9 protein-coding genes are annotated in these 13,748 nt (G+C 72.5%); 2 read left to right on the forward strand and 7 right to left on the reverse strand.

Going from position 1 to position 13,748, the window contains the following annotated elements; all coding sequences use genetic code 11:
- Both AAG827_RS02630 and pdxY read right to left on the reverse strand, forming a co-directional pair.
- The coding region (locus tag AAG827_RS02630; RefSeq protein ID WP_341924243.1) for a PAS domain-containing protein at window positions 1–957 on the reverse strand (957 nt) is incomplete at its 3' end.
- A 114-nt stretch (window positions 958–1,071) separates the two neighbouring features.
- Entirely contained in the window at window positions 1,072–1,923 is an 852-nt protein-coding gene (gene pdxY, locus AAG827_RS02635; protein ID WP_341924244.1) for a pyridoxal kinase PdxY, read from the reverse strand.
- 96 nt (window positions 1,924–2,019) lie between these two features.
- On the opposite strand from pdxY, the gene AAG827_RS02640 reads away from it, so the two are divergent.
- Window positions 2,020–3,648 carry a GMC family oxidoreductase N-terminal domain-containing protein gene (locus AAG827_RS02640; RefSeq protein ID WP_341924245.1) on the forward strand — a complete coding sequence of 543 codons (1,629 nt, stop codon included), beginning with the start codon at window positions 2,020–2,022 and terminating at the stop codon, window positions 3,646–3,648.
- 5 nt (window positions 3,649–3,653) lie between these two features.
- Window positions 3,654–5,213 (forward strand): succinic semialdehyde dehydrogenase, encoded by a 1,560-nt coding sequence (locus tag AAG827_RS02645; RefSeq protein WP_341924246.1) that lies wholly within the window; start codon window positions 3,654–3,656, stop codon window positions 5,211–5,213.
- A 16-nt stretch (window positions 5,214–5,229) separates the two neighbouring features.
- On the opposite strand, the gene AAG827_RS02650 is transcribed toward AAG827_RS02645, so the two are convergent.
- From AAG827_RS02650 to AAG827_RS02670, 5 genes are all read right to left on the reverse strand, one after another.
- On the reverse strand, window positions 5,230–8,304 hold the full coding sequence (locus AAG827_RS02650) for an alpha/beta fold hydrolase (protein ID WP_341924247.1): 3,075 nt from the start codon (window positions 8,302–8,304) through the stop codon (window positions 5,230–5,232).
- 3 nt (window positions 8,305–8,307) lie between these two features.
- Entirely contained in the window at window positions 8,308–11,079 is a 2,772-nt protein-coding gene (locus AAG827_RS02655; protein WP_341924248.1) for a helix-turn-helix transcriptional regulator, read from the reverse strand.
- 75 nt (window positions 11,080–11,154) lie between these two features.
- Window positions 11,155–11,925 (reverse strand): class III extradiol ring-cleavage dioxygenase, encoded by a 771-nt coding sequence (locus AAG827_RS02660; protein WP_341924249.1) that lies wholly within the window; start codon window positions 11,923–11,925, stop codon window positions 11,155–11,157.
- Between the two features lie 56 nt (window positions 11,926–11,981).
- On the reverse strand, window positions 11,982–12,959 hold the full coding sequence (locus tag AAG827_RS02665; RefSeq protein ID WP_341924331.1) for an NAD-binding protein: 978 nt from the start codon (window positions 12,957–12,959) through the stop codon (window positions 11,982–11,984).
- Window positions 12,960–13,024: 65 nt separating this feature from the next.
- Window positions 13,025–13,735 (reverse strand): uracil-DNA glycosylase, encoded by a 711-nt coding sequence (locus AAG827_RS02670; protein ID WP_341924250.1) that lies wholly within the window; start codon window positions 13,733–13,735, stop codon window positions 13,025–13,027.
- Between the last annotated feature and the right edge of the window lie 13 nt (window positions 13,736–13,748).

The following is a 13,748-nucleotide window of genomic DNA, read 5'->3' on the forward strand; positions in this document are numbered from 1 at the left end:
GAGGAGGCGGCGGATCCGCCGCGCGGCCGAGTGCACGCGGTCGAGGCGCTTCTCGATCACGTCCGGCTCCATCTCGGCGACGTGCCCGCGCAGGTGCTCGAGGTAGCCCAGCGTCACCGCCAGCGGCTGACGCACGTCGTGCCCCAGCATCCCCATCGTGTCCGACAGCAGGCGGTTGGCCTGGGTCAGGTCGTCGTTGAGCCGGGCGAGCTCGGCGTTGGCCAGGTGGGTCGACGTCTCGTCGAGGATCGTCCCGCGCAGCCGCACGACGGTGCCGTCCGGCAGGCGGTCGGCCCGACGTCTGCTCACGACGTGGCGGACCTCCCCGTCGCGGCGCAGGATCCGGTAGCGCACCTCGCGGTCCTGGGGCGCCGTCACGGCCTCCTCGAGGGACGTGCGCAGCATCTCGCGGTCGTCGGGGTGGACCAGGTCCAGGCCGCTCTGCATCGTGGGCTGGACACCCGTGGGGTCGAGCCCGGCCAGGCGGAAGAGCTGGGGTGACCACTGCGCGAACGGCTCTCCCGGCGTCCAGCTCCACGAGGCGAGACCACCGATCTGCTGCGCCTCGTCGAGGTTCCGCTCGGCCTCGACCTTCGCGGTGACGTCGGCGACCAGGACGAAGAACCCCTGGACCTCGCCGTCGACGATCTCCGGCACGTAGGAGGCCTGGCTGTGGCGCGTGCGTCCGAGCTGGTCGACGAGGGTGCGGTCGAAGTCCTGTCGCTCGCCGGCGAGCGCTCCCCTGACATAGGGAGAATTGAGCTGGTAGACCTCGTCGCCGAGGAGCTCGCGCAGTGTCATCCCCTTGATCTCCTGGGGCGTGCGACCGAACCACTCGACGTAGGCCTGGTTGGCCACGACGTTGCGCTCGTCTCGGTCCCAGAAGGCGACCAGGGCCGGCAGGTGGTCCACGAGCCGGCGCAGGTAGTGGGCCTGCTCCGACGAGACCGACGTCATGGGCGGCTCTCCGGGCAGGGATCCATGCGCCCAGCCTACGAAACCGGACCGTGAGCAGCATCGTGCCAAAGGTCCCGCCTCCTGGCCCGTGTGGCCCAGGAGGGCCTGGGGCGTCTAGCGCAGCCGGCGGGCCTCGAAGCGCGTGGTCGGGTGCGCGATGGACTCCTGGCTGGCGACCAGCTGGATCTCGCGGGTGCCTGCGGCCAGCGTGTTCTCCAAGATCGCGAAGACCGAGGCGGTCGTGCGCTCCAGTGCCTGCTGCGGTGAGCCGGTGCTGAGGAGGTGGGCGAGGTAGAGCGCCGCCGTCACGTCGCCGCAGCCGTTGGGGGTGATCGGCAGCAGCGGGGTGGTGACCGCCCAGGCGCCGGCGTCGGAGACCGCCACGACGTCGAGGGTGTCGGCGGGGGAGCCGGTGTGCAGCACGCTCGTCACGAGCACGTCACGAGGGCCGCGAGCGCGTACGACGTCGACGGCGGCCAGCACCTCGTCGAGGGTCGTGCTCGTGGTGCCGGCGAGGAAGTCCAGCTCGAAGTGGTTGGGCGTGATGACGTCGGCGGCGGGCACGACGGTGTCGCGCATGAACTCCGGGATCCCGGGCCGCACGAACATCCCGCGCCCGACGTCGCCCATGACGGGGTCGCAGCAGTAGACCGCCTCGGGGTTGGCCGCCTTGACCGTGGCGACCGCGTCGAGGATGACCGCGCCGACCGCGGGGTCGCCCTGGTAGCCGGACAGCACGGCGTCGGCCTCTCCCAGCACCCCGCGGTCACCGATGCCGGCGATCACGTCGGCCACGTCGCCGGGAGCCAGCAGCGGACCGCGCCACTCGCCGTACCCGGTGTGGTTGGAGAAGTGGACCGTGATGACCGGCCAGACCTCGTGACCCAGGCGCTGGAGCGGGAAGACGGCGGCGGAGTTGCCGACGTGGCCGTAGGCCACCGAGGACTGGATCGAGAGGATCTTCACGCTCGTGATCCTCCTCGGGAAGGCCTGTACGGAGCAAACTAGAACGCGTTACAGTTGTGGCCGGCATCACCACGACCACTGCGAGGGACGAGACACATGGCCAAGAAGGCGCCGCACAAGAACGAGGCCGACTACATCGTGGTCGGGTCCGGCAGCTCGGGAGCCGCCATCGCCGGTCGCCTCGCCCAGTCGGGCGCGAGCGTGATCGTGCTCGAGGCCGGCAAGAGCGACGAGCAGTTCCTGGTCAAGAAGCCCGGCATGATCGGCCCGATGCACGCGGTGCCCGAGATCAAGAAGCGGGTCGACTGGGGCTACTACTCCACCCCGCAGAAGCACATCCTGGACCGCAAGATGCCTGTGCCGCGCGGCAAGGTCGTCGGTGGCTCCAGCTCGATCAACGGCATGGTCTACGTCCGCGGCAACCGCGCCAACTTCGACTCCTGGGCGGCCGAGGGCAACACCGGGTGGGACGCCGACACGGTCAACGACGCCTACCGTCGCATGGAGGACTTCGAGGGCGGGGCCGACGACTACCGCGGCGTCGGTGGCCCCATCCGGGTCACCCGCAACAAGGCGCCCCAGGAGGGCACCCTGCAGTTCATCCAGGCCACCTCCGACGCGCTCGGCGTCAAGGTCCTCGACGACTACAACGGCGAGTCCCAGGAGGGCGTCAGCCGGATGCAGCAGAACGCCGCCGACGGCCTGCGCTACAGCGCCTCGCGCGGCTACATCCACAACCTCGACGTCCCCACCCTCCAGCTGCAGTCCGAGGTGCTCGTCACCAAGGTCGTCATCGAGTCCGGTCGCGCCACCGGGGTCGAGGTCACCGACAAGGACGGCAGCCGCCGCACCATCCGCGCCGGCAAGGAGGTCATCCTCTCGGCGGGCTTCGTCGGCTCGGCCCAGATCCTGATGCTCTCGGGCATCGGGCACGCGCAGCACCTCAAGGACCACGGCATCCAGGTCGTCGCCGACCTGCCCGTGGGCGACAACCTGCACGACCACATGTTCCACGCGCTGACCTTCCACGCGACCTCGTCGAAGATGCGCGGCAACGCGATGTTCTTCGCCAAGGGCATCGCCAAGGAGGTCCTGCGCCCCGGCACGACGTTCCTCGCCAACTCGGTCTTCGAGTCGGTGGCCTTCGTGCGGACCTCGCAGGCGACCGACGTGCCCGACCTCCAGCTGCACCTGCTGCCGTGGTCCTACGTCTCGCCCAACCAGGACGAGCCGATCCGCCACGACGTCGACCCGCGCACCTCGTTGACGGTGCTGACGACGCTCATCTATCCCAAGAGCCGCGGGACGTTGCGCCTCGCGTCGGCCGACCCGACGGCCGCGCCGCTGATCGACTTCCAGTACCTCGCCGACAACGCCGACCTCGAGGTCCTCGGGGAGGGCTCGGAGATGGTCCGCGAGATCATGGGCGGCGCCGCCTTCGGCGGTGCGGTCAAGGAGGAGATCCACCCGGGCCGCGAGCTCCAGGGCTCCGCGCTGCGTCAGGCGATCCTCAACCGCGCGACGTCGGTCTACCACGGCGTGGGCACCTGCCGGATGGGCGTCGACGAGCTCGCCGTCGTCTCGCCGGACCTGAAGGTCCGCGGCATCGAGGGCCTGCGCGTCTGCGACGCCTCGGTCATGCCGTCGATCACCGGCGGCAACACCAACGCCCCGGCGATCATGATCGGCGAGCGCGGGGCCGACCTCGTGCTCGGGAAGGGCTGAGCCCCATGACCGTCCAGCGTCCCGCGTCGGTGACCGACGCCTTCCTCGAGAGCCTGGTCGCCCGGGTCCCCTCGACCAGCGGTGGCACCTGGAAGCTCACCGAGGTCTACACCGGCGAGGTGCTGGTCGAGCTCCCGCAGTCGACCCCGGCCGACATCGAGCAGGCCTTCGTGACCGCCCGTGCCGCCCAGCGCGAGTGGGCCCAGTGGCCGCTGAAGAAGAGGCTCGGGGTCTTCAAGAAGGCCCACGCGCTCTTCCTCGACAACGCCCAGAGGACCGCCGACCTGATCCAGGTCGAGTCCGGCAAGAACCGGCGGATGGCGATCGAGGAGAGCTGTGACCCGCCGATGGTCATGAGCCACTACATCAAGCGGGCGCCGTCGCTGCTCGCGCCGACCAAGCGCGGCGGGCCGGTCCCCTTCCTCACGACGTCGACGGAGATCCGCCAGCCCAAGGGCGTTGTCGGCGTCATCGCGCCGTGGAACTTCCCCTTCGCCACCGGGATGTCCGACGCGATCACCGCCCTGATCGCCGGCAACGGCATCGTGCTCAAGCCCGACAACAAGACGGCGCTGTCACCCCTCTTCGGCATCCAGATGCTCGAGCAGGCCGGGCTGCCCAAGGGCCTCTTCCAGGTGGTGTGCGGCGAGGGGCCCGACGTCGGCCCCACCCTGATCGACAACGCCAACTACGTCATGTTCACCGGCTCGACCGCGACCGGTCGGGTGATCGGCGAGCGGGCGGGGCGCAACCTGATCGGCGCCTGCCTCGAGCTCGGCGGCAAGAACCCGATGATCGTGCTCGACGACGCCAACATCGACGAGGCCGTGCAGGGCGCGGTCTTCGGCGTGTTCGGCAACACCGGTCAGATCTGCATGCACATCGAGCGGATCTACCTGCCCGAGTCGCGCTACGAGGAGTTCAAGGCGAAGTTCGTCCGGGCTGCTGAGGGGCTGCGGGTCGGGGCGTCGTACGACTTCGGCCCGGAGATGGGCTCGCTCGTCTCGCCCGACCACAAGGAGCGCGTGCAGGCCCACGTCGAGGACGCGGTCGCCAAGGGCGCCACCGTCGTCACGGGTGGCCGGGCGCGGCCCGACCTCGGCCCGGCGTTCTTCGAGCCGACCATCCTCGAGGGCGTCACCAAGGACATGCTGGCCGGCGCGACCGAGACCTTCGGACCGGTCGTCGGGCTCTATCCCTACCGCACCGTCGACGAGGCGATCGCACTGGCCAACGACACCGACTACGGCCTCAACGCCTCGGTCTGGGGCACCGACCTCGACCGGGCCTGCGCCATCGCCGCGCGGATCCAGTCGGGCAACGTCAACGTCAACGACATCCTGGCCACGGCGTTCGCCTCCAAGGGCACCCCCTCCGGCGGCGTCAAGCAGTCGGGTGTGGGCGCGCGGCACGGGGACCAGGGTCTGCTGAAGTACACCGACGTGCAGAACCTCGCGGTGCTCAAGAAGCAGGTCATGGGTGCGCAGCCGGGGCAGGACTACGACTCCTACGTGAAGTCGATGCTGTCGGGGCTGAAGATGATGCGGCGGACCGGCATCCGCTGAGCGGCGCTGCGGGGAGTCAGCGGTCGACCCGGACCACGATCGTGCGTCGGGTGCCGATGACGAGGTCGTTGCCGCTGTAGCCGATGCGGAAGTAGCGGCGGCCGGGCGGCTGACGACGCAGGGTCACGACCAGGACGTCGTCGGTGACCCTGCGCACCCGGAGGACCTCGCCGCGGCGACGGACCGTCAGGCGGCCGGTGAGGTCGTCGGCCGAGATGCCGGTGGCGGTGAGGCGAAGGCGCAGGCGTACGACGCCGGGGGCCGGGCTGGTCGCGCGGATCCCCAGCGTGGAGGGCGTGCGGATCACCTCAGGCTCGGGCTCGGGGTCCGGCTCGGGCTCTGGCTCGGGCTCTGGCTCGGGCTCTGGCTCCGGCTCGGGCTCGGGCTCCGGCTCGGGCTCCGGCTGGGGGTCGGGTGGCGGGGGAGGCTCCTGCGGCGCCGGGGGCACGACGGCGGCCGACTCGCCGGCCACGGCCAGCTGGACCGGGTCGGTCCCGCGGGCGACCACGGTCAGCGGGGTCGTGGTGGTGTCGTCGACGGGTCCGTCGCTGACGCGCACGACGAGCTCGGCGCCTGCCCGAGGTCGAAAGGTCAGGGTCAGCTCGTCGGTGGGGTCGACCAGCAGCAGCTGGCGGCGACCGAGGCTGACCAGCTGGACGCGACCGGAGGCCACCGCGTCGGCGGCATCGAGGGACGTCGCCGTCGCCGACGTCGAGGCCGAGGCCGTGCGGCGGGCGATGACACCGGAGGTGCGCGCCGGAGGGTCGGGGGCGAGGTCGGCGTCGATGGTCTCCACGACGATCGCCCGGGGCTCGCGGCAGGGGAGGTTCAGGTCCGGGCTGGGGCGCTGGCCGGTGTCGAGCCAGTCGCCGATGAGCGTGTAGAGCCGGGGGTCGGACATCTGTCCGGCGTGGGCACTGGCGCAGAGCTGGCTGCTGCCGAGGCCGGGGTGGGTGCCCCCGACGGCTCCGAGGTCGATGTCGGGTGCCGTGTCCGCACCGAGCAGCGTCTGCGAGACCAGCGGGACGGTGCCGTCCCCGGCCGCGAGGGTGACCCCGACCCGCAGGGGCCCGTCCTCGTCCTCGGGAGGCAGCAGGGTGAAGCGCCGGATGGTGGGCTTGCCCCCGGACACGACCAGGTGCCACGGGAGGTCCCCGATGTCGAGCCGGTCCCACAGTGCCGAGTGCTTGGCCTGCGCCGCCTCCCACAGGGAGGCCGTCCCTCCGGCCGCGGTGATGCGGGCGGCGATGCCCTCTGCGTCGAGCGGCCCGGAGCCGGTGCCGTCGGCGACCGAGAAGTAGGGCCCGTAGGCGGGCGAGGGCCACAGGTTGTACATGCCGCGCAGGTTGCGGGCGAAGCGGTTGAGGTCGTCGGTGCCGCCGAAGAGGAACTCCATCGTGCCGACCGCCTCGATGTCGAAGGGGGTCTCGGAGCCGGTGAGGAGGCTGAACGGCGACTTGGCGGCGCCGAGGTAGGGCGTGCCGACGGTCGTGACGCGGGCGAGCTTGTCGCGACGGGCGGGGTCGCTGGCGTAGTCGAGGGCCAACAGGCCGCCGTAGGAGTGGGCGACGAGCTGGACCTGCTCGGACCCGGTCTCCTCACGGACCTGCTCGATCAGGGCGTCGAGCCGGTCGATCGAGGCGTCGGTGTCACGGCGCCAGTCCCACCCGAAGGCGTAGAACCGGTCGGGGCCGACGGTCTCGGCGAGCCGGCGCAGTCCTTCGCCGTAGATGTCGGTGCCGAGCAGTGACTCCGCCACCCCGGAGCGTCCGGGCAGGAGGCGGTGCTGCTCGCCGTAGACCGCGTCGCGGACCCCCGCGCGCGGGCAGTCGGTGGACGCATTGAGCAGCCCGTCGGTCTGCAGTGACATGGCCTCCTCGTCCACGAGGAGCGCGGGCCAGAGCAGGTCGGAGTCGGGGTCGGCGGGGTCGCACCAGATCTCCGAGCCGAGCACGCCGGGCATGAAGATCACCGGCGGGGTCTCCTCGACCGGCGCGGGCGCCCACTCGACGTAGCGCAGGATCTCGGGGAGACCGAGGACCGGCTGCCAGGGCGCGATCGAGTCGAGTGCCCGCAGGTAGGGCAGCGCTCGTGACTGGGTGGCGTCGGGGTGGCTGCCCAGGAGCCCCAGGAGCCACTCGCCGTCCGGGGAGATCCGCACCTGGCGCCAGGGGAGGCCGCCGCTCCTGGAGGTGACGCGGTCGATGACGACGGGGTCGCCCTCGGGCGGAAGGATCTCCAAGGTGTACTCGTACTCCGCCCTCACCAGCCCCTGGGCGTCGAAGGTGAAGATCTCGACGATCCGTGCGATCAGCGGCCGCCCGTCGCGGGTGACGTCCAGCAGCAGCGGCTGGGTGCGTGTCCGGGTGTCGCCCTCCCGTATCTCGGAGGTGGAGGCCAGCACCTGCTGGGTCCCGGTCTCCAGGTCCCACGAGATGATCCGCCCCGCGAACTCGAGGTTCGCGTCCGAGAACACGTTGGCGTAGACGACGGTCGACCCGTCCCCGCTGATGATCGAGTCCCCGTAGCCCAGGCTGGCCTCAGGCTCGGGGGCGAGCCGCGCTTCCCCCGGTGCCTCGAAGGGGAGGACCCGAGGTCGGCAGTCGTCGGCGATGAGGGGGAGGAGCAACAGGGTGGCCCTCTCGTCGAGGTCCCCTCGGGCGCACGTGTCGGTGGCCACCAGAGGTGCGGTGCCGGCGGTGCGGTCGACGAGGAACGCGTCGAACCCGTCGTCCTGGTCGAAGTCCTCGACGAGCAGGCGCTCCTCCCCGGGCAGCACCTCGAGGGGGTCCTCCGAGAACTCCCACACCCCGTCGTCCAGCGGTGCGGGCAGGGACAGCTCTTCGAAGGTGCCGTCCTCGGCGACCCGGATCACGTCGTTCAGCCCGGACTGGGGGTTGAACCCGTCGAAGGACGTCGCGTAGAACGCGCCCGGCCCCGGCGACTCGGGCGTGAAGACCTCGCCGGCGAGGGGTGCGGCGGGCGTCGGCGCCGCGGCGTACGACGGGGTGAGGGCGAGCGCGGAGGCGACCAGGAGCAGGGCGCTGGTCGCGGCGAGGCGACGGGTGGCGCGGGCAGGGAGCGGAAGCACGCCTCAGTCTGGCGAGGGGATTGCCTGTCCGGCATCGGTGGAAATACCGAACTGTGCCTCCGCGGCGGCGTCCAGGGCAGCGTCGAGCGCACCGGCCAGCTGGCCGCGGCGGCGGATCCCGAGCTTGCGGTAGGAGGCGGCCAGGTGCGACTCGACGGTGCGGGGCGAGAGCCCCAGCAGGGCGGCGATCTCGGCGTTGCTGGCGCCCCCGGCGGCGAGCCCGGCGACGCGGGTCTGGGCGGCCGACAGGCCGCGGCCGTCGCGGGGGCCGGGGCGGGCCGCGGCGCGGTCGCGCTCGTCGAGCGCACGGTCGCGCCAGCTAAGCAGACCACAGGTCTCGAGGAGCCGGACGGCGTCGTCAAGCGCGGCGGTGGCCCGGCGGCGCTGACGTGAGCGGCGGAGCACGACGGCCAGCGAGAGCAGGGCTCGTCCCTCGTGACCGCGCAGGCCCGCCTGACGGGCGACGTCGACGGCGGCGGCGGCCGCCGTGCTCGCGGCCTCCAGGTCACCCTCGGCGGCGAGGCACAGGGCATGCACCCTCAGGGCGGGCCCGTGCACGTGGGGGCGCTCCGGGAGGAGCGGGTGGGTGAGGACCACGTCCAGCCAGCGACGTGCGTCGGCCGGGTCTCCCACGGTCACGGCGGCCTCGGCCGCGGTGACCACCGGGTGGAGGAAGCCGGGCTCGCCCACGGGGGAGGCGACGACCTGCTCGGCGAAGCCCCTCATCAGGTGCAGGGCCTGGGCCGCGCGGCCGGTGGCGATCCAGCCGTCGCCCATCGCCTCGCCGAAGATCGTGAGGATCGTGGACTGCGAGCCGGACCCGTCGGTGGCGAGCTCCACGACGGCCGGCTCGAGGAACGCCTCGGTGAGCGTGTCGTCGCGGTCGAGCGCCCGGACGTAGCCGAGCAGGAGGCTGACGGCGTCGGCCGTCTCGTGACCGTAGTCCCGCGCGCGACGCTCGACCGTGTCCAGCAGGCCTTCCAGGCCGTGGAGCTCTCCCGTGGCCCGCGCGCACAGGTAGGCGACCACGACGTGCTGCGCGCCGAAGCTGAGGTCCCCGCGGTCGACGGAGCGGGCGGCGCGCTCCGCAGCCAGCTGCCGGGCCTCCACGAGCTGGCCGGTCGACCACAGGCAGGTCGTGAGCATGAAGTGGGGGTCGAGCACCGGGTGGCGTGCCTGGTCGGGGTCGCAGCCGGCGACCCGTGAGCGCAGCCCGTCGAGGTCCACCGGTGACCCGGCGAGGAGGGCTGCGATCTCCCGCGTCCCCACGGCCATCGCCACGACGGCCTGGTCACGGCTCGCCCCGGCCAGGGCGAGCGCCCGGGCTGCGGGCTCTGCCATGCCCACGAAGTCACGGTCGAGGGAGCGCAGGTAGGTCTCCCAGACGGCGAGCTCGGCGCCGAGGTCGGCATAGGGGGCAGCGATGATCTTGGCCTCCTCCAGCAGGTAGCGGGCCCCGGTCTGCAGCAGCTCGAACTCCGCCATGAAGCGGAGCACGGTCGCAGCCGCCCGTTGGCGTGGCGTGACCGGCTCGGTCTCACGCAGCACGACCGAGGCGACGTCCACCTGCCCGAGGCCCAGGGTCGCCTCCACCTCGACGAGCGTGGCGTCCACCGAGAGCGTCGGTGACAGGGCGGCAGCCCCGGCCAGCGTCGCCGTGCCCACGGCCCGGTCGAGCAGGCCCTGGCGCAGCTGCTCCCGAGCCGCGCGGAGGAGCTCGGCCGCGACGGCGTCGTCGGGCCCGACTGCGAGGTGCGCGCGGTGGGCGAGGCGCTCGGCCGGGGGTGCTGAAGGGAGCAGGTCGCGGCGCAGGGCGGCGACCTCCTCGGCCGGCGAGGTCGCGAGGACCGCGGCGGCGAGGCGGGGTGCGTGGAAGCCGACCTGGGTGGTGACCGAGAGGCCGAGCAGCCGGGCCGGCCCCTCGAGGTGCTCTCGGACGGCGGCCGGCGCCAGGTCGGCCGCGGAGGCCAGGCGGGCGATCCGGCGGTCCCCCTCGGCGAGCGCCGCCAGCAGCACCAGGCGCCGCGGCTGCGGGCCGAGCCGTGCGAAGGCCTCCAGCTGCCGCCGGTGCAGGGCGGTGGGGGCATCGGGCAGGGTGCCGTCGGGGGCGAGGGTCGACACCAGCTCTACGGTCGACCGCGGCGAGCCCTCGGCGAGCGTGACGATGCGCCGCACGGCTCGGGGGCGCACCGAGGTGCGGGCGACGCCGCTGACGAGGGCCCCGAGGTGCGCGTCGGTCATCGGGCCCAGCAGGAGCGTGTCGTCCTCGCGCCACGGGTCGTGGACCGTGTCGAGGTCGCCGGCGGTCGCGAGGAGGACATCGGCGTCGGGCTCGCCGGCCAGGGCGCGCAGGGCCCGGTGGACCACGGAGCCGCTGAGGACGTCGAGGTCGTGGACATCGTCGAGGACGAGGGTGGTGGGCTGCGACGCCAGTGCCTTCTCCAGCGCGCGCGTCAGTCGGAGCGAGGCTCTCCGGGTGCTCAGCCTGCTGGCCACGCCGGGGGAGGAGCCGAGCGCGACCAGGACGTCGTACGCCGTGCTGAGGGCGAGCTCCTGCTCTGCCCGTACGCCGCCGGCCCGGACCACGCGTCGACCGATGAGGGCGGAGCGTTCGGCGACCTCCTCGAGCCACCGGGTGCGACCCGAGCCGGGGAGCCCGCGCGCGTGGAGGGCGCGGACGCCGGTCTTGCCGAGGGCAGACTCCAGCACCACCAGGAGGTCGTCACGCCCGAGCAGGTCGACCCGTGGTGTCGCGGGGGAGGGGGGAGCAGTCATAGGACCCTCGAGCGCACGGAACGGGACGGACCGATCCTAGGGGGAGGATCCCCGCCGCGGCGAGGTGTCCGAGGGTCAGGCGACCTGCAGGCTCCGCTTCGACAAGCCCAGCCAGAACCCGTCGATCCGCTGGATGCCGGGCTCGTCGGGGGTGGTCGCCGCGCCGAGGGTGACGAAGAGCGGCGTGTAGTGCTCGACGGTCGGGTGGGCGTAGGGCATGCCGGGCGCGAGCTCGCGGTAGTTGGCCAGCGCGTCGACGTCGCCGCGGGAGAGGGCCTCGCCGGCCCAGGCGTCGAAGTCCTTCGACCAGCCGGGCGCCGGGGCGTCGAGCCGGAAGTCGGTGAGGAAGGGCAGGCCGTGGGTGAGGAAGCCGCTGCCGATGATCAGCACGCCCTCGTCGCGCAGCGGGCGCAGGCGCTGACCGATGGCCAGCAACCGCGCCGGGTCCTGGGTCGGCAGCGACATCTGCAGGACGGGGACGTCGCCGTCGGGATACATGATCTTCAGCGGCACCCAGGCGCCGTGGTCGAGCCCGCGGGAGGAGTGCTGGTGGACCGGCTCGGTGGCCGGCATCATCGCGGTGATGCGCTTCGCGAGGGCCGTGGCGTCGGGTGTCGCGTAGGTCATCTCGTCGTACTTCGGGTCGAACCCGCCGAAGTCGTAGACCAGGGGAGCGCCGCTGGCCGACAGCATGATCGGCGCCGACTCCCAGTGGGCGCTGACGATGAGGATCGCCGTCGGACGTGGGAGGTCCTGGGCCCAGGACGCCAGCTCCGCCGACCACTGCGGGTCGTCGAGGAGGGGTGGGGCGCCATGGCCGATGTAGAGAGCAGGCATGCGGATCATGTCAGCAGAATAGTTGCATCTTCAACTTTATTCCACCAGGGCGTGCGGCGGCTGCGTCAGGCGACCAGGGCGGCGAGCGCCGCGAGCTCCGAGGGGGTGCCCAGGGCGATGAGCACGGCCCCCTCCGGCACCTCGAGGTCACCGGGAGGGTTGGCCTCCAGCTGCGCTCGCGCCGTACGACGGATCGCCAGCAGGAGGGCACCTGTCCGCTGCTGGATCTCGAGGCCCGCGAGCGTGCGACCCGCGATGCCGGGGCCGGCCTCGACCTGCTCGATGCGCCAGTCGAGGTCCTCGTCGTGCATCACCACGTCGAGGAACTCCGCGACGTCCGGCTGGAGGGCGAAGACCGCGAGCCGACGCCCGCCGATGCGCTGGGGGTTGACCGCCCGGGTGGCTCCGGCCAGCTCGAGCTTGCCCGTCGAGCCGGTGGTCCGGGCACGGCTGACGATGGTGACGTCGGGCCTCATCGCGCGGGCGGAGAGGGTCACGTAGACGGTGTCGGCGTCGGTCTCGAGCGCGACGATCACGGCCGTGGCGCTCGCGATCCCGGCGGCGCGGAGCACGTCGTCGTCGGTGACGTCGCCGAGCACGTGCTCCACCTGGGGGCCCAGGCCGCCCAGGCGCGCGGGGTCGGAGTCGACCACCACGACCCGGTGCCCTCCGGCGACCAGGAAGTCCGCGGCCGCCCGTCCCACGCGGCCGTGGCCGCAGACGATGACGTGACCACGCAGGGCGGCGATGCGTGCGTTCATGCGACGTCTCTCCAGCTCGTCTCGAAGGTGCCCCTCGGTGACGGCCTCCATCAGGACGCCGAGGTTGTAGAGCACGGTGCCGACGCCGAGGGCGATCAGCACGATGGTGAACACCTGGCCGGCCGTGGTGAACGGCCGCACCTCACGGAAGCCGACCGTCGCGACCGTGGTGACGGTCTGGTAGAGCGCCTCCATGAAGGTGAAGCCCAGCAGCACGTAGCCCACCGTGCCGAAGACCGTGACGGCCAGCAGCGCTCCCAGAGCCACCGCGATCCGGCGCATCGTGACCACGTCCCGAGGGTAGTGGTCGCGCGGTGGGTCGGGGCGGGTCGAAGGTCCCGGCCGGACTAGGCGGACGTCTCGGGCAGCGACCAGTCGACAGGTGAGCCGCCGCGCTCGACGAGCAGCGCATTGACCCCTGAGAACGGCCGCGAGCCGAAGAAGCCGCGGCTGGCGGAGAGCGGGGAGGGGTGCACCGACTCGACCCACGGCACGGGGCCGAGCAGCGGCTTGAGCGACTGGGCGTCGCGTCCCCACAGCACGGCGGCGAGGGGTGCGCCGCCCGCCTCCACGCGTCGTACGAGCGCCTGGATCGCGCACTCGGTGACCTCCTCCCAGCCGCGACCCCGGTGGGAGGCGGACTCGCCGGGACGGACGGTGAGGACCCGGTTGAGCAGCATCACCCCCTGGTCGGCCCAGGCGGTGAGGTCGCCGTGCTGCGGAGGGGTGACGCCGACGTCGTCCGCCAGCTCGCGGTAGATGTTGGCGAGGCTGCGCGGCACCGGTCGCACGTGGGCGTCGACGGCGAAGCTGAGCCCGATCGGGTGCCCGGGCGTGGGGTAGGGATCCTGGCCGACGACGAGCACGCGCACGTCGGCGAGCGGGCGACGGAAGGCCCGGAACACGGCGTCGCCCTCGGGCAGGTAGGCATGACCGGCGGCGATCTCGGCCCGCAGGAACTGGCCCATCCGCGCCACCCGGTCGTCGACCGGCGCCAACGCCTCGGCCCAGTCGGGCGCCATCAGTCCGCGGTCCACCAGCCCGGCGAGTGCGCTCATGGCGTCATTGTGC

Source organism: Nocardioides psychrotolerans, assembly GCF_943371775.1.
GTDB classification, from domain to species: Bacteria; Actinomycetota; Actinomycetes; order Propionibacteriales; family Nocardioidaceae; genus Nocardioides; species Nocardioides psychrotolerans_A.

What these genes read in the sequence shown, in the direction of transcription:
- AAG827_RS02640 (WP_341924245.1), top strand. Translation starts at nt 2,020, where the DNA reads ATGGCCAAGAAGGCGCCGCACAAGAACGAGGCCGACTACATCGTGGTC.
- AAG827_RS02645 (WP_341924246.1), top strand. Translation starts at nt 3,654, where the DNA reads ATGACCGTCCAGCGTCCCGCGTCGGTGACCGACGCCTTCCTCGAGAGC.
- AAG827_RS02655 (WP_341924248.1), bottom strand. Translation starts at nt 11,079, where the DNA reads ATGACTGCTCCCCCCTCCCCCGCGACACCACGGGTCGACCTGCTCGGG.
- AAG827_RS02660 (WP_341924249.1), bottom strand. Translation starts at nt 11,925, where the DNA reads ATGATCCGCATGCCTGCTCTCTACATCGGCCATGGCGCCCCACCCCTC.
- AAG827_RS02665 (WP_341924331.1), bottom strand. Translation starts at nt 12,959, where the DNA reads ATGCGCCGGATCGCGGTGGCTCTGGGAGCGCTGCTGGCCGTCACGGTC.
- AAG827_RS02670 (WP_341924250.1), bottom strand. Translation starts at nt 13,735, where the DNA reads ATGAGCGCACTCGCCGGGCTGGTGGACCGCGGACTGATGGCGCCCGAC.